The following is a 15,673-nucleotide window of genomic DNA, read 5'->3' as shown; positions in this document are numbered from 1 at the left end:
TACCCGCGTCGGTCAACGTATCGGTGTCCGGCGTCAAATAGACAGGGGCCACGCACATGAGCCGTTTGCGGGTGGCACGTGCACGCGGTTGGCTACTCGAGCGAGCCGTCCTCGAACGACTGTTTGCGCCAGGTCGTCCAGTCGTAGAGCCGCTCGAGTTCGCCGCCTTGCTGGCGGATCGCGACGGCGGTGGTAAAGAGGAACGCGGCGACGAGCGTCGTCCCGACGAGCCAGACGGCATCGGCGAGTGCCTCGTAGCCGGGCAGGACGTTCGTCAGCAGGTCGACGAACACGACGGCGGTGACACAGACGATCGCCGGCAGCAGGTGGCGGGTCAGCGCGGCGAAGGTCGTCCCCTCGTGGACGCGGACGGCGCGAACGCCGTAGAGGACTGCCCACGCGGAGGTGACGACCCAGCCGACCGCGACGACCAGCCGCGTCGCGGCGATCTCGACGAAGAACGCGCCCCACCAGGCAGCAACGAAGCTGCCGATGACCACGTAGTCCGCCCACGCAGGCAGTAACGGGGAGCGATCGCCCGCAGTCGGCTGATCGTAGTACATCGCGCGGATCGAGAGCGCGAGAAAGAGAATGAAAAAGAGGATCGCGCCGTCGACGAACCGACCGATCCAGGCTGGCTCGAGCAGTATCGAGGCGACGCCGGCGACGGCGTAGACGATCGCTGCGCCGATCCCGGCCAGCAGGTACCACTGCTCGGTGGTCGCCTCGACCGCGAGGACCTCGCGGATGTAGATGATCGCGTAGTAGAGCAGGATGACTGCCGCGACGCCCATCGCAAGATACGCGAACAGCCGCCCGATCGCGACCGTCGTGGCCGGATCACTGGCATCGAACGTGATCGACGAACTCGGAGCGAGCACCATAGGTGGAGCGTGGCCGCCGGGCCGGGATAAGTATACACCCCTGTTGCAGCCGGTCGGGAAGTCCGCTTACTCGGTCTCCGTCGATGCAGCCGCCGCCTCGAGCAGTGTCTGGCGCTCGTCGAAGTACGCCGGCGCGTCGGCGTCGGCCTCGAACTCGATGACGCGAGTCAACGCCGCCTGTCCGTCTTCTGCCTCCGCCGCGAGGTCTTCTGCGAGATCGGTGTAGTCGGCGGCTAGCTCCTGAAAGGCCTGCATCCGGGCCTGTTTCGCCTCGACGAGGAGTTGCTTCTCCTCGAGTGTTTCCTGTCGCTCCTCGATCGCCGCGACATCGCTCTCGCTTGTGGCCGGGAGCTCCGCAGTCGAGGGGGTTTCGGTCCCAGGTACCTCGTCGGGCAGTGCCTCGAGGCGTGATCGGAGCTCGGCCATCTCCTGGTCGATTTCATCTAAGAGCTCGTCGGCCTCTGCGCCCATCTGCTCGACGCGGCCAGAGAGCAAGCCGGCCTGTGTCCGGCAGTACTCGACGATCTCGTCGACCGTGAATGTTCCCGCGGCGTCGTCGCTCATAGAGTCCCCTTGGGACTGCCGGCCGAAGTCACTTTGGTCCGGCCGCGAGTGGCTGGTCACGGACTGTTGTCCGGCAGTATTAGGAATGGGCACGCACGAGATGTCCCCATGATCCGTCGTCATGCGCTTGCAGCAGCGATCGCTCTCCTGGCGTTCGCTCCCATGCCGGCCGCCGCACAACGGGGTTTCAGAGACACCCTCGCGAATCCCACGACCCCCGAGGAGATAGCGCTCGCGTTCGGCATCTACGTCGCCGTCACGCTCGTCATCGGCGCGCTCGTCCTGAGCATCGACCGCTCGTACGTGCGGTCGATCGAAGCGCGGCTCAGCGATGACCCGGTGAGTGTGGGCGTGATCGGACTGGGCGTGCTCGTCGGTGGGTTCGTCGTGTTCGCCGCTCTGGGAGCCGTTGTGGCGCTGCTCGTCGACGCTGGCGCGCCTGCTGCCCTCGAGGTTGTACCGACGTTCGTGGGGATCGGTATCTCGGTCGGACTGACCGTCATCAACACGATCGGGATGATCGTAGCCGGGTTGGTCGTGCTCCGTCGACTCCGTGACGAGCCGGAGCCGAGCCCGTGGCTCGCGCTCGTCGTCGGGGCACTCGTCGTCCAGGTTTTGTATCTGGTGCCGTTGCTCAATCTCGCTGTCGCCATCTTCGTCGTCGCCCTCGCAACCGGCGCGATCGTCGGGCAGTGGTGGCAGGGACGAACCGCCGACCCCTCTGAGTCGGAGTCACACGAGCAGATATTAGACAGCTAAATCCGAGCGCTAGTTGCCAACACGGACCACGGTATTTGCCTTTCAGACTCGTTAAGTCCGTCCGGCCACTGATTCGGATACAATGAATCTGGACCCGTATCGACACGAGAGACAGTCTACGATCGTGAGCGAACGATGAGCAAGGACACCATCGACGTTCGCGGGGCGGAGGAACACAACCTCAAGGACATCGACGTGACGATCCCACGCGAGGAGTTCACTGTCGTCACCGGCCTCTCTGGGTCGGGCAAATCCTCGCTGGCGTTCGAGACGGTCTATGCCGAAGGCCAGCGCCGATACATCGAGAGCCTCTCGGCGTATGCACGGAACTTCCTCGGCCAGATGGACAAACCCCAGGTCGAGACCGTTGAGGGCCTCTCGCCGGCGATTTCGATCGATCAAAAGAACGCCGCGAACAACCCCCGATCGACGGTCGGGACGGTCACCGAACTACACGACTACCTGCGCTTGCTCTACGCTCGCGTCGGCACGCCCCACTGTCCGGAGTGTGGCCGCGAGGTCGGCGAGCAGAGCGCCCAGAACATGGTCGAGCGCATCCTCGAGCTGCCCGAAGGGACCAAAGCCAAACTCGCGGCACCCGTCGTCCGCGACCAGAAGGGAGCTTTCGAGGATCTCTTCGCGGAACTCGTCTCGGAGGGGTATGCCCGCGTCGAAATCGACGGCGAGGAACACGATCTGACGCTCGAGGACCCCGATCTGGACGAGAACTTCGATCACACGATCGACGTGATCGTCGACCGCGTGAAAGTCTCGGTCGAGGATCGCCCGCGGATCATCGACAGCGTCGAGACGGCGCTCGACGAGGCCGAGGGCGTCCTGAAGGTCATTCTCCCGGACACCTCCGAGGAAGTCGCCGAGGATCTCGGCGCAGAAGCCCGCCGAACCGGTGCGCTCGGTGACGAGACCGAAGAAGACGACCGCTTCGTCGTCGAGTTCTCGAAGGATCTCGCGTGTACCCACTGCGGGATCGACGTGCCCGAGATCGAGACCCGCTCGTTCTCCTTTAATTCGCCCCACGGTGCCTGTCCCGAGTGTGAGGGCCTCGGCGAGACCAAGGAGGTCGACGAGGACCTCGTCATCCAAGACGAGTCCAAGCCCCTGAAACACGTCTTCGAGCCCTGGAGCTACAACCGGTCGTACTATCGGACCCGACTCGACGCCGTCGCCGCACACTTCGACGTTTCGCTCGAGACGCCCTTCGAGGAACTCGACGAAGACATCCAGCAGGCGTTTCTCTACGGCACCGACGAGCAGGTACTGTTCAAGCGACAGACGAAAAACGGCACCCGCCGGAAGAAAAAGCGCTTCGAGGGCGTTATTCCCAACTTGGAGCGGCGGTACATCGAGACCGATTCGGACTCGACGCGCGAACACATCGAGGACTACATGTCGGTCACGGAGTGTCCGGCCTGTGACGGCACGCGCCTGAAACCCGCCTCGCGTGCGGTGCTGGTCGACGACACGTCGATCACGGAGATCAATTCGATGAGCATCGGCGACGCCTTGGCGCACTTCGAAGCGATGGAAGCCGACCTCACCGAGCGCCAGAAGGTGATCGCCGAGGAGATCTTGAAGGAAATCCGCGCGCGACTCGGCTTCATGACCGAGGTCGGCCTCGAGTATCTCACGCTCGATCGCGAGGCTTCGACGCTCTCGGGCGGCGAGAGCCAGCGCATCCGGCTTGCGACCCAGATCGGTTCCGGACTGGTCGGCGTCCTCTATGTGCTCGACGAGCCCTCGATCGGGCTCCACCAGCGTGACAACGACCGGCTGCTCGATACGCTCTGTGAGCTGCGCGACCTCGGGAATACCCTGCTGGTCGTCGAACACGACGAGGAGACGATGCGCCGCGCGGACAACGTCATCGACATGGGGCCCGGCCCCGGCAAGCGCGGCGGCGAGGTCGTCGCCAACGGCCCCGTCGAGGAGGTCAAGGCAACCGAAGCGTCGATCACCGGTGACTACCTCTCCGGGCGCAAGCAGATCCCCGTCCCTGACGAACGGCGCAATCCTGACGGATCGTTGACCATCCGTGGTGCACGCCAGCACAACCTGGACGATCTCGACGTCGACATCCCGCTTGGCTGCTTTACGGCGATCACCGGGGTGTCGGGTTCGGGCAAGTCCACGCTCATGCACGAGGTGCTCTACAAGGGCCTCGCTCGCGAAATGAACGATAACACGAGCGTGATCCCGGGCGACCACGACGCCCTCGAGGGGCTCGCGGAGATCGAAACCGTCCGGCTGATCGATCAGTCGCCGATCGGCCGCACGCCCCGGTCGAACCCCGCAACCTACACCAACGTCTTCGACTACGTCCGCGAACTGTTCGCCGAGACCAAACTCGCGAAACAGCGCGGCTACGAGAAGGGGCGCTTCTCGTTTAACGTCAAGGGCGGTCGCTGTGAGGAGTGCGGTGGCCAGGGCACCGTCAAGATCGACATGAACTTCCTGTCGGACGTGTACGTCCCCTGCGAGGAGTGTGACGGCGCTCGCTACAACGACGCCACGCTCGATGTCACCTACAAGGGCAAGACCATCGCCGACGTCCTCGAGATGTCGGTCGAAGAGGCCTACGACTTCTTCGAGTCCTCGAGCCAGATCCGCCGCCGGCTTCAGTTGCTGAAAGACGTCGGACTCGATTACATGAAACTCGGCCAGCCCTCGACGACGCTCTCGGGCGGCGAGGCCCAGCGGATCAAACTCGCCGAGGAACTGGGGAAGAAAGACTCCGGCGAGACGCTGTACCTGCTCGACGAGCCCACCACAGGACTGCACTCGGCCGACGAACGCAAACTCATCGATGTCCTCCATCGGCTGACCGACAACGGCAACACCATCGTCGTCATCGAACACGAACTCGACCTCGTGAAAAACGCCGACCACATCATCGACCTCGGCCCCGAAGGTGGCGAGCACGGCGGCAAGATCGTTGCCACCGGCACGCCGGAGGATGTCGCACGCCGCGAGGACTCTCATACCGGCCGCTATCTTCGGGATCTCCTGCCGAAGGTCGATCTCGAGGGACCACGCGGTGAGCGTGTCGACCCCGTGACGGCACCGATGGACGACGATTGATCGGGTGACCGTATCAGAACGGCTAACTGCAAACCCGACCAACCCGCTGGCAGATGACCGGACTCAAGACCGTCGTTCGCCGTGGCTTCGCCGGCGGCGGGGTCGCGACGCTGCTGCTGGCTGCTCTCTTTGCCGTCGGTGGCGGAACGGAGCCGACGACACTGCTGTTGGCTGGCTGGCTTGCTGTCGTCGGCCTGTCGTTGCTGCTGGCCGGCCGCCGGGAGCACCTCACTGTCGGCGGTCGAACCTTCGGCTGGCCCCGCGTTGCCGCGATCGGTATCAGTGTCCTCGCGGTCGGCTCGAGTGCGTTCGGGCTCTCGAGACTGGGTCAGTTCGCAGTCGGGAGCACGATGTGGCTGCTCACCGGCCTCGTGACGCTGTTCGTGCTTGGCTATCTCGCCTGGTTTGCCCTCGAGTGCTGGCGCGGTGGCTGGCACCTCGACGATGCGATGTTCGCCGTCGAGTGAGGCCGTGATGCTTGGTGGGAGTCACTCGAGTTTTCGGGCCACGCAATCGGCAGTACAGCCAAGGCTGTTGCCGGTCAACCACTACGTATGGCAGATGATGACACCCACGACGAAGAGCCGACGCCGATCGAGGAAAAACGGACGGATTCGTTCGATCTCGAGTTGTCCGAACGCGTCGAGATCGGTGTGACACGGGGTGAAACCGACCTCGAGATCGGCCCGCCGCGTGACTATCCCGATCGGGCCGACATCTCGGTTCGGCCGGAGTCGGAGACGGACCACCGCGTGATCGTCAGCATCGATGCGATGGTCGGCGATCACGGGACGGGACACGCCGATATCGCGTTGACGCCAGCAGAGGCCCGCATGCTTCGGGAGTACCTCGACGAAACAGTGCGCTGGATGACCGAAGATGACGACGACGCCGGCCGCTGACTAACGCGGCGCGCAGGATAGATGCCCCGTCACCCAAAACGGCGTGGCGATCCGATTGCGCGTGCTTATTCCGCGGGGCTTGGCGATTGCACGTGCGAGATGTAGCCTGCCAGATCCGAGGTCGTGATCATCCCGATCACGCCCTCGTCCTCGTCGACAACCGGAGTGTGGTGAAAGCCGTGTTCGATCATGGCGTCCGCCACGTCGCGGATGCTCTCCTGGGCCGTGGTCGTGACGACGGCTGTCGTCATGTACTTCGAGACCGGCGTCTGATCTTTCGGCTTCTGTTCGGCGACGATCTCGACGAAGTCCGTCGTCGTCAGGATGCCCTCGAGGTGGTTCTCATCGTCGACGACCATGACCGACCCGATTCCGTTCTCGAGCATCTCCTGTGCGGCGTCTTCGACGAGCGTGTCCGGCGTGACCGTGTGTATCGACGTGGACATCACCCTGGCGACGAAAATGTCTTCCATACTGACCGATACACGCTCCCTCATTATAATGATTGTTGGTGAGTGTCATTCTCGAAGACGGATATGGACGTCTCGGGTCGCTGTCGAACTGCTCGAGGCGAAATCGACAGCGTCTTTCTGTGGCGGCGCTCGAGCCTGCTCGAATCGACTGCCCGCGCCTCTGGTCGGGTGTGAAAATAAGTGTCCAGTCGACGAGATGACCGTATGGACGTCAGCCGCGGAGTCATCGAACGGCTGGTGGAAAACGATGTCGACACCGTCTTCGGCGTACCTGGCACACAGACGCTGCCGTTGAACGAGGCCATCGAGACGCGAGACGACATCCGGTTCGTCATGGCCCGCCACGAGACTGCCGTCTCCCATCAGGCGTGGGGATACGCAGAAACCAGTGGCAGGCTCGCGGCGACGGCTGTCGTGCCCGGCCCGGGCGACATGAACGCCATGAACGGGCTGAAGAACGCGTTCAACGACTGCACCCCGATACTCCACCTCGCAGTCGAAACCGAACCCGAGATCCGCGGCGGCGACGGCATCCACGAAACGCCACCCGATACCTACGACACCGTCGTCAAGGACAACGTCCTCGTCGAGCACCCCGAGAGCACGGCCGTCGTCCTCGAGGAGGCCATCGCGACCGCCGAGACGCCACCCAAGGGGCCGGTCAGAGTCGGCATCCCGAAGAATTTCTTGACGATGGATGTCTCCCTTGCGACGCCGGCGACGTACAGCTGCGAGTCCGTCGCAGGCGTTGCCGACGCCGATATCACGGCCGCCGCCGAGGTTCTGGCTGCCGCCGAACAGCCAGTGATCGTCGCCGGTGGCGGTGTCCGCGCCGCCGGCGCGAGCGACGAACTGCGCCGCATCGCCGACCGACTCGGTGCGCCCGTCGTCACCACCTACAAAGGCAAAGGGGTGCTTCCGGACGGTCCCGACGGTTACGTCGCCGGAACGCTCGCCGGCAGTGCCGCTCCCGAGTTGCTCGCGTGCCTCGCGGACGCCGACGCAGCGCTGGCCGTCGGCACCGATTTCGACGCGGTTGCCACCCGCGCCTGGTCGGTCGACGTTCCCGACTCGCTGATCCACGTCACACTCGAGCCCGACGACCTTGGAACCGGCTACGAGCCGACCGTCGGGATCGTCGCCGACGCCGCCGTTGCGCTGTCGGCCCTCGAATCAGCCCTCGACGACCGCACGGTCGCGGCCGGTGACGATGCCGTCGAGCGCGCAAGCGAAGTTCGGCAGGCGACCAGCGATCGGGTCGCTGACCTGCGACTGTCGTCACCGCCGCTTCCCTCAGTCAGCGCGCTCGAGGCTGTTCGGGAGGCGATCCCGCAAGAGACGATCGTCACGGTCGACGCCGGCGGCTTTCGCGTCTGGGGACTCAACGTCTTCGAGGCGGCGGGCCCACGCTCGTACGTCAATCCGGGTTCGTGGGCGACGATGGGGACCGGCCTGCCGTCGGGCATCGGCGCGCAGTTCGCCAATCCCGACGACGACGTGGTCGTACTCACCGGCGACGGCGGGCTCATGATGTGCGTCCACGAACTCCATACGGCCGTCGCTGAGGATGTGCCCCTAACCGTCGTCGTCTTCGTCAACGAGGACTACGCGATTATCAGCGACGATGCCGACCGGAACTACGGCCTCGAAGCAGGTGAATACGGCTGGCCGGGCGAACCGATCGATTTCGTGGCGCTCGCCGAAAGCCTCGGGCTGCGCGCTGCACGTGCGGCAACGCCCGCCGAGATTCAGTCGCGTCTCGCAGCCGCGATCGATGCCGACGATCCGGTGGTGCTCGCGGTGCCGACGGACCCATCCGAGCCACAGGCGAGCGACTGGATGGGCGACTATAGTAACAACTGAAACGATTTACACACCGATCGCATAGCAGTCGTGCGATCGGGTGTGCATTGACTTTCAGTGGCTACTATAGCACCAGTACTCGAGTGTGCCTACATTTAAATAGGAAATCGGTCATACTCGGTGACGTACGATCGATGACGACGCCGCCCACGCTCGAGGGACCCTGCAAGCTCCTCCCCGCGCCCGCACCTGGGAGCGACGTCTTCGCGGCCGTCGCTTCGGAGTACGCTGCGCTCGCCGACGAGTATGGCCCACGCAACGTGTTAGTCTTGAAACGGCACCCAACGGGTCTCGAGTCGCTGACCGAGGCGCTGGCCGACGCCGATCTCGCGCGGGCCGACGGGGGGCCTCGCTCGCCTCGCGTCGAGTCGCTCCCGGAACACGCCTCGAAGACCATCGAGGAGTACGATCCGACACTGGACCGCCTCGAGTACGAGGAACGGATCGAACTCATTTCGCTGGTAATCGACGGCGCGAACCGTGCGATTCCGGACTATCTCGAGCGGGCGGCCGCCCACGAGAGCTTTACGCGCGACGTGGGGCAACTGCTGCTCGCGGCGACCCGTCAACGGCTCCGCCGCGACGACCTCGACGATCCCCACGACTGCCTGGCCTTTCTGTACGCGATGAACGACCGCTTCCACGCGGAACTCGACGATCGGGGCTACGTCGAGCGGGCTGACGTGATCCCGCAGGCAGTCGACTTACTCGAGGCCGACGCCGACGGCCTTCGGACGCGCGTGACCGCCTCCTTCGACGCCGTCCTCGCCGTCGAGTTCGAGGAATATCGCCGGCTCGACCGCCGGTATCTCGCTGCGCTCACGCGCGACGCCGAACTGGTCTGTCTCGGCGAACGCCACGCCAGCGTCGAGCGGACGCGCGTCGAACCCGGTTCGGTCGACGCGCTCGCAGCTGACGCGGGGCTTACAGTCGAGTCGCTCGAACTCGAGACAGTACGCACAACGGACGCTAGGCCGCCACACCAGTCGATCGTGCGGTTTCTAGCGACCGGCGAGTCCCCGGAGCAACCCCCTGACGCCGATTCGATGGGACGCGCACGACGCATCCGCACCGGAACTGCCCGCGAACAGGTTCGGGCGGTTGCCACCGAGATTCAGTCGCTGCGCGACCGCCATGGCTGGTCCTACGACGCGTTCGCCGTCGCCGCCCCGCGGATCGAACGCGTTCCCGAGATCAGACGGCGACTCCGTGACGCGGGCGTCCCGACCGCCACGATCGGGACCCCGTCGCTGGCCGAAGATCCCGCTGTAAACGAACTCTACGCCGTCGTCACGTGCCAGTGCGAACGGGACCGTGACGAAGACTCCCTCGAGCGACTCGCGTCTGCCACGACGCAGGGAGCGAGCGATCCGCGAGCCGCGTCGATCGACCGCCTTCGGGCTCGCGTTCCCGACTTTTCACCTGCCTTGCTCGCGGACACCGCCGGCGCGAGCGTCCGGCGCTCGCTCGAGCGTTGGATCCACCGGACCGACCTGAAAGGCCGGATCGCCCGCGAGGAGGAATGGGTCGACGCCCGCGAGCAGTACCAGGGCATCCGTCGGGTACTCGAGATCGCCGACTTCGTCGAGGAGACCGACCTCGTCGGGCCGGACTGGCAGGGACTACGCCGGATGCTTCGGCGGACGATCCGGTACGACGCACCCTACGTCCACGCAGTCGAGACGCGGCCACCGACCGGTGGCGTCACCGTCTGTGCCATCGATGACCTGAAATACGACTCGCGGAACGCCGTGTTCCTGCTCGATCTGATCGACGAGACCTATCCTGGCGAGCAGTTTCTCACGCAACTGTTCCCGCAGGCGTGGCTTCGGCAGATGGCTGCCTATCCGGCTGTCACCGATCCCTCCCTCGAGGCGATCACCGACACCTTCGCGACAGTCGACACCGCCGATGTCGGCGATCCCTTCGAGACGTACCATGCCCAGCGCTCCCGCCGCCAGCTTGCACTCGGGGCCCGCGCTGCCGAGCGGGCCCTCTACTGTTGTTCCTACGAACGCGGTGCCGGTGGCCTGCGCCGGAGCTACGACGAATCCCGCTATCTGCAACTGATCGACGCAACGCCCGGACTCACGCTCGCGGACGTCGACTCGAGCGCTGGTGTGGCGATCCACGGTGAGACGAACGCCCTCGAGGCACTGCTCGCCCAGCCACGGGGCGAACTCGAGCGGGTGCTCCGGAAGGCCAGTACCGGCGGCGAGGCCGACCTCGGCGAGACAGAAGCGCTGTTCGAGGAGATTGCAGTCGTCCTCGAGGAGGGTGATGTCGACGCCGCCCTCGCTGATGCGGTCCGGTCGCAGTTCGAGTTCGCCGCAGGTGAGGTGGTCCGCGATGACTGACGCGGCGACCCAAGGCGATTCGCTCACTGTCGACGGTCTCCGAACGTATCTCCACTGTCCGCGGCGGTACGAGTTCGCCCACCGCCACGGGCTCGAGATGGGCGACGATGACACGGTCGCCGACCGGATCGCGCTCCTCAGAGCCGCGATCTGTGATGGGCTCCGAAGTGGGGAGACAGACCCTGACGCACTCGAGCAGGTCGCCCGTGACCGGCTTGCGACGCGCTGGGACGAGTACGACGAGCGCTTTCACTCCGTCGCCCAGCGCCGCCACGAACGGCGGGTCCTTGAGGCGACGCTCGCTGCCTACGTCGCGCAGGTTGGAACGGACCACGCCGCGGGGATCACACGGCTCGACGCCGCGGCGGCTCGCGGCGAACTGATCGGGCCTGAATTACCGCTCTCGAGGACGCTTTCGGTTCCGGAACCGAACGCTGCAGACGACGCGGACGCGGTGACGATCGATGCGACGGTCGACTACGTCGCCGGCGACGGCTCGTCGCTCGTCGGCGTCCGGTTCGTCCCAACGCTTGCGTCGCTTGGCTGGCTCCGCTATCGGTCCGACTGGGAGGGCGACGTCGCCGATCGCTTTACCGACCACTTCGACGACGAGTCGGACGTGTTCGAGCCCGGTCCCGTCGGTGCGCTCCTCGAGACCGCCGTCGTCCTCGACGGCCTTCGCGGGCTTCGTGATCGGCTCGGACTCGAGGATCGGACCTGTCGATACCTCCAGATTCCGCTTGCCGACAGGTCGGGGCTGACGGTCAACTGGGTCCGGGACGCGGTCGAGACGAGCCTCGAGGTCGCCGATCTGACCGAGGTCTACGTCGACCACCACACGTTCGGCATGACGCACGAGCATCGAAACGAGACAGTCGATAGCCAGCTGGCGGCGGTCGTTGCGGACCTGTGTTCGGGATCGTTCGATCCAGCCGATAGCTGGGATCGGATCGCAGAGCACGCCTGTCCCGACTGTGAGTATACGGTCTGCTGTCAGGACCACATCGCAACGGAGGTACGCTTCGATGGCTGAGAGACCGCGCCGAACCGACCGCGAGCACGATACGCTCGCACCCGTCGACGAGATCGAGCCGAAGGGCAACCAGAAAGCGGTCATCGAGAGTCACACGGCCTGTACGTCCGTCGACGCCGGTGCGGGCACCGGGAAGACGACGACGATGCTCGTTCGGCTCGAGCGCGCCATCGAGCGGGGTGACGTCGAGCCCGACGACGTGCTCGTGTTGACCTTCGCGAACGAAGCCGCCGCGAGCATCCGCGCAGCGGTCGCCGAACGGCTCGACCCCGACGCAGCGGCGGCGATCGACGTCTACACCTACCACTCGTTCTGTTATCGGCTCGTCCGAGAGTACGCCTACTATCTGGGCTACTCGCCCGAGTTCGAGGTCGTTACCGAGCGCAAACGCCGACGGCTCGTCGGCCGCCTGCTTGCGGACAACGACTACGGCTTCGCGACCGCGTCGAAACACGACGGTTCACCGGCCGATCTTACGGCTGCGGTCGACCAGTTCATCGGGACGATGAGTCAGGAGAACGTCACGCCCGATGAGCTACAGGCGGCGCTGCCGCCGGTGCGGACCCTCGAGCTCTGTCACGAGTTCGTCCTCTGGCTCGAGCGACGCGCCGACGAGACCCTGTCGTTCGACAACGAAGCGCTGCGGTATTTCAACCGGGAGGAACACGTCGAACAGGCCCGCGAGTCGCTGATCGACTACGGGAAACTCGTCTCGTACTGTCGCGAGAAGATCGCGGAAGCGCCGGCGGCCTTCCGCGAGGCCGAGCTGGTTCGTGACGTCGATCGGTATCTCCGGGTGCTCCAGCAGTGCGTGACGAACGCGATCGAGACGCTCTCGCTCGACGACCCCACCACGAAACACCTTCCGCGGGCGTTGTTCGGCAACCAGATCTGGGGGACAGCGACCAGCCGAATCGAACAGACGCCCTTCGGGCGGCTGAAACACTACGTCGAGTTCCTTCGGCTGGCGCGTCACTATACCGATGTCTATGCGGACTACCACGACGCTCTCGACGCAGCGGACGCGCTCGATTTCGACGAACTCGTTCGGACGGCGACCTGCCTGCTCGATGATGATGCGATCACAGACGAAATCACGGACCAGTGGACGCAGGTCTACTGCGACGAGTTTCAGGATACCGACGAAACTCAGTTCTCGCTGCTCACTGCACTCACCGACGGCCCCGATCGGCCGGACCTGCTCGCGATCGGTGACAAAGACCAGGCGATCTACGGCTGGCGCGGCACCGACCGCGAGGGACTCGATCGGCTGGCTGACGCTTACGACGACCACGAGGCGATCGAACTCGAGCGTAACTTCCGCTCGCGACAGGAGATACTCGATCTGACGAACGCCTGTGACTACGGGCCGCAGTCCTCGAAGACGCTGCGCGAGGACGGCCGAACGCGAGGCACCTACGCTGAAGCCGATCCGCCGGACCGCGTCGTCAAGGTCGAAAGCGACGCGATCCCAGGATCGACGGCTGCGGGGGTCGCGACGACGGTCTCACGGCTACTCAACGGTGCGGCCGCGAACGTCCCACAGCGCGAACTGGGCGATATCGCGGTTATCGTCCGGACGAATCGCCACGCACAGGCGATCGCGGACGCTCTCGGTGACCAACAGCTCCCCTACGAAATCTCCGGCTCGCCCCGTGGCGACGTTTCGCCCGGACTGCAAACGGTGCTGTCGTATCTCCGGGTCCTCGTCGACCCGGCTGCCGATGCCCACCTCCGGCGCGTGTTGCTCGCCCGCTACCGGTTCACGGAAGACGATCTTGCGACGCTGCACGGACAGCCGGGATCGCTGCACGACGCCGTGATGGCCATCGACGCCGAGCGGCTCACCCAGCCTGATCGGCTCGAGCGGGTTCGCGATCATCTCGAGCGACTCGAGCGATTTCGGGACGTCTACCCGCTGGCTGGCTTTCTGCGCCGGTTCCGGGACCTGACCCGAATCGAGTGGTTCTGTACGAGCGAGGAGCGAGCCGAGTTCGATCGCATCGAGCGGTTCGTCGAGGCCTACGACACCGACGGGGTCATCCAGTCGCTATCGACCGAATTCGTCGACGCGCTTGCCGAGACGCTTCAGGGCGGCGACAGCGACCGAACCCGCGGAACGCAATCCGCCGACAGCGTCGACGTGATGACGGTCCATCAGGCCAAGGGGCTCGAGTTCGATACGGTCTTGATTCCGTATCTCTCGGACGAGGAGTGGTGTGTCGATGGCGATTACGTCGAGCGAGCCCGCCACCGGCTGCTGGCCGCCGCGCTCGATGACGACGTTGACTCCCCGCTCTGTGCGGATCTGGCCGCCGAGACGGTCGGTGAGGAGTGGCGGGTGCTTCACGTCGCGCTCACGCGCGCCGAGAACCATCTGTTCCTGTTCGGCTCGGAATATGCCTACGACGGCGACGAGACCGAACTCGCGGTGTCGACTGCCGACGCCTGTCTGGCCGACGACATCGAGTGGTCGGTAGCCGGTCGGCGGATGGATCTGTGGTCGTCGCTGACCGAGAGCTTCGAGCGGGTGCGGGAAATCTACCCCGAGACGGTCGTCGATCGAACCGACGAAATCGCCGCCTCGGCCAGTGAGAGTCCGGGGACGATCACCTACTATGCTGACTACGGCGACCGGCCGGTCGAACCCCTCGAGACGCGCGAGGCGATCGAGACCGTCCACCGGCTGGGACGATTGCTCCGGGACGGCCAGTTGTTGCCGGCGGCCGACGCGGCGAGCGACGGTCGGCTCGTGGACGGCCGCGACAGTGATGGCCCGGGGGGCGAGATCCGGGTTCCGGGCAGCCGGCAGCTCTCTGCGTTGACGACCGAGACCGTCCGCTTCCCGGTCGAGACGCTCGCGTCCACGACGGAGCTCCCGGTCGCGATGCGCCACAGCTACTCCGCGATAGACACCCACGAGACCTGTCCGCGGAAACACTACCTGGATCACGTCGTTCGGGCGATCGACGACCCACATCCCGCATCGGCGGCCGGCGGCGAAGCGACCGAGAACGGCGGACCGGTCCCAGCGACCGACGACCCGGCGTCACGAATCGTCGGCACCGTCTTCCACGACGTCGCCGAAGAGGCCTTCCACCGCGAGTACCACACCCGCGAGGCGTGGCGCGAGGCCGCGGTTCGACAACTCACCGCGCGCGATTTGCTCGCCCACTGCGAGGCCGTCCTCGCCTGTATCGACCGCTACTTCGAAGCGAGCGCACCCGACATCGATCGCCCGGTCGCCGACTGGGAGCCACTGGCTGCTGAGCTTCCCTTCTCGCTCGAGGACGTCGTTGGCGTGACGGGGGACGTGGTCGGGTACGTCGACTCGATCCGGCGGATACCTGACGGTGGGCTGGCGGTCCTCGACTACAAGGCGACCACAGAACGGATCGCGCCCGACGACGCCGTCCAGCTCGCGCTCTACCTGCGTGCCTGTGCGGACCGGTTCGACGACCCGATCTCGGCAGCCGGCTACGTCTACGTCGGTGACGTCGACGGCCCTCGTGTCGACCTGTTCGAGCGTGACGCGCTCCCGTCGTGGGACGCGGTCCGCGAGACGCTCGCGGCAGTCGACGAGCCGTCGTTTCACGAGACGACACCGGGCGAGCACTGCCGGGGCTGTCCGCATCGGTCGCTTGGCTGCGGGCCGGACGAGCACGCTCCCGGTCGTGAGGAGACGATCGACTGAGCAGCAGCTATCGATTTGGCTCGCCGGATCGAGAACGGTTCGTTA

The 15,673-nt window shown here is 65.3% G+C and carries 11 protein-coding genes; 8 read left to right on the top strand and 3 right to left on the bottom strand.

What is annotated here, in order from left to right:
- Positions 1 to 92: 92 nt before the first annotated feature.
- Both BDK88_RS02005 and BDK88_RS02000 read right to left on the bottom strand, forming a co-directional pair.
- Complete coding sequence (locus BDK88_RS02005; protein ID WP_130498940.1) at positions 93 to 884, bottom strand: hypothetical protein; 792 nt, start codon at positions 882 to 884, stop codon at positions 93 to 95.
- A 66-nt stretch (positions 885 to 950) separates the two neighbouring features.
- A complete protein-coding gene (locus tag BDK88_RS02000) occupies positions 951 to 1,448 on the bottom strand; it encodes a hypothetical protein (protein ID WP_130498939.1) in 498 nt (165 codons plus the stop codon).
- A gap of 108 nt (positions 1,449 to 1,556) precedes the next feature.
- Here BDK88_RS02000 and BDK88_RS01995 point away from each other — a divergent pair, with 108 nt between their 5' ends.
- From BDK88_RS01995 to BDK88_RS01980, 4 genes are all read left to right on the top strand, one after another.
- Positions 1,557 to 2,207, top strand: a complete 651-nt coding sequence (locus BDK88_RS01995) for a hypothetical protein (RefSeq protein ID WP_130498938.1) — start codon at positions 1,557 to 1,559, stop codon at positions 2,205 to 2,207.
- A gap of 135 nt (positions 2,208 to 2,342) precedes the next feature.
- On the top strand, positions 2,343 to 5,306 hold the full coding sequence (uvrA, locus tag BDK88_RS01990; protein ID WP_130498937.1) for an excinuclease ABC subunit UvrA: 2,964 nt from the start codon (positions 2,343 to 2,345) through the stop codon (positions 5,304 to 5,306).
- 53 nt (positions 5,307 to 5,359) lie between these two features.
- On the top strand, positions 5,360 to 5,773 hold the full coding sequence (locus BDK88_RS01985; protein WP_130498936.1) for a hypothetical protein: 414 nt from the start codon (positions 5,360 to 5,362) through the stop codon (positions 5,771 to 5,773).
- Between the two features lie 87 nt (positions 5,774 to 5,860).
- A complete protein-coding gene (locus BDK88_RS01980) occupies positions 5,861 to 6,208 on the top strand; it encodes a hypothetical protein (RefSeq protein WP_130498935.1) in 348 nt (115 codons plus the stop codon).
- Between the two features lie 65 nt (positions 6,209 to 6,273).
- Here the strand turns inward: BDK88_RS01980 and BDK88_RS01975 are convergent, their stop codons facing one another.
- Positions 6,274 to 6,681, bottom strand: coding sequence for a CBS domain-containing protein (locus BDK88_RS01975; RefSeq protein ID WP_130498934.1), 408 nt, complete (start codon positions 6,679 to 6,681; stop codon positions 6,274 to 6,276).
- 204 nt (positions 6,682 to 6,885) lie between these two features.
- Between BDK88_RS01975 and BDK88_RS01970 the strand changes: the two genes are divergently transcribed.
- The 4 genes from BDK88_RS01970 to BDK88_RS01955 all read left to right on the top strand — a co-directional run bounded on the left by BDK88_RS01970 (position 6,886) and on the right by BDK88_RS01955 (position 15,628).
- A complete protein-coding gene (locus BDK88_RS01970) occupies positions 6,886 to 8,544 on the top strand; it encodes a thiamine pyrophosphate-binding protein (protein WP_130498933.1) in 1,659 nt (552 codons plus the stop codon).
- Between the two features lie 134 nt (positions 8,545 to 8,678).
- Entirely contained in the window at positions 8,679 to 10,901 is a 2,223-nt protein-coding gene (locus BDK88_RS01965) for a PD-(D/E)XK nuclease family protein (protein ID WP_130498932.1), read from the top strand.
- Positions 10,894 to 11,934: a PD-(D/E)XK nuclease family protein gene (locus BDK88_RS01960; RefSeq protein WP_130498931.1), complete on the top strand. Its 1,041-nt coding sequence runs from the start codon at positions 10,894 to 10,896 to the stop codon at positions 11,932 to 11,934. The genes BDK88_RS01965 and BDK88_RS01960 overlap by 8 nt, the downstream gene beginning before the upstream one ends.
- Positions 11,927 to 15,628, top strand: coding sequence for a UvrD-helicase domain-containing protein (locus BDK88_RS01955; protein WP_130498930.1), 3,702 nt, complete (start codon positions 11,927 to 11,929; stop codon positions 15,626 to 15,628). The genes BDK88_RS01960 and BDK88_RS01955 overlap by 8 nt, the downstream gene beginning before the upstream one ends.
- The last annotated feature ends 45 nt before the right edge of the window (positions 15,629 to 15,673 follow it).

It is taken from the genome of Natrinema hispanicum, from assembly GCF_004217335.1.
Taxonomy (GTDB): domain Archaea; phylum Halobacteriota; class Halobacteria; order Halobacteriales; family Natrialbaceae; genus Natrinema; species Natrinema hispanicum.
This window is presented reverse-complemented; position numbering and strand designations above follow the sequence as displayed.

Bases quoted from the DNA above. Each gene is read 5' to 3' on its own strand.
- BDK88_RS01960 (WP_130498931.1), top strand. From the start codon at position 10,894: ATGACTGACGCGGCGACCCAAGGCGATTCGCTCACTGTCGACGGTCTC.
- BDK88_RS01980 (WP_130498935.1), top strand. From the start codon at position 5,861: ATGGCAGATGATGACACCCACGACGAAGAGCCGACGCCGATCGAGGAA.
- BDK88_RS01965 (WP_130498932.1), top strand. From the start codon at position 8,679: ATGACGACGCCGCCCACGCTCGAGGGACCCTGCAAGCTCCTCCCCGCG.
- BDK88_RS02005 (WP_130498940.1), bottom strand. From the start codon at position 884: ATGGTGCTCGCTCCGAGTTCGTCGATCACGTTCGATGCCAGTGATCCG.
- BDK88_RS02000 (WP_130498939.1), bottom strand. From the start codon at position 1,448: ATGAGCGACGACGCCGCGGGAACATTCACGGTCGACGAGATCGTCGAG.
- BDK88_RS01955 (WP_130498930.1), top strand. From the start codon at position 11,927: ATGGCTGAGAGACCGCGCCGAACCGACCGCGAGCACGATACGCTCGCA.
- uvrA (WP_130498937.1), top strand. From the start codon at position 2,343: ATGAGCAAGGACACCATCGACGTTCGCGGGGCGGAGGAACACAACCTC.
- BDK88_RS01985 (WP_130498936.1), top strand. From the start codon at position 5,360: ATGACCGGACTCAAGACCGTCGTTCGCCGTGGCTTCGCCGGCGGCGGG.
- BDK88_RS01975 (WP_130498934.1), bottom strand. From the start codon at position 6,681: ATGGAAGACATTTTCGTCGCCAGGGTGATGTCCACGTCGATACACACG.
- BDK88_RS01995 (WP_130498938.1), top strand. From the start codon at position 1,557: ATGATCCGTCGTCATGCGCTTGCAGCAGCGATCGCTCTCCTGGCGTTC.
- BDK88_RS01970 (WP_130498933.1), top strand. From the start codon at position 6,886: ATGGACGTCAGCCGCGGAGTCATCGAACGGCTGGTGGAAAACGATGTC.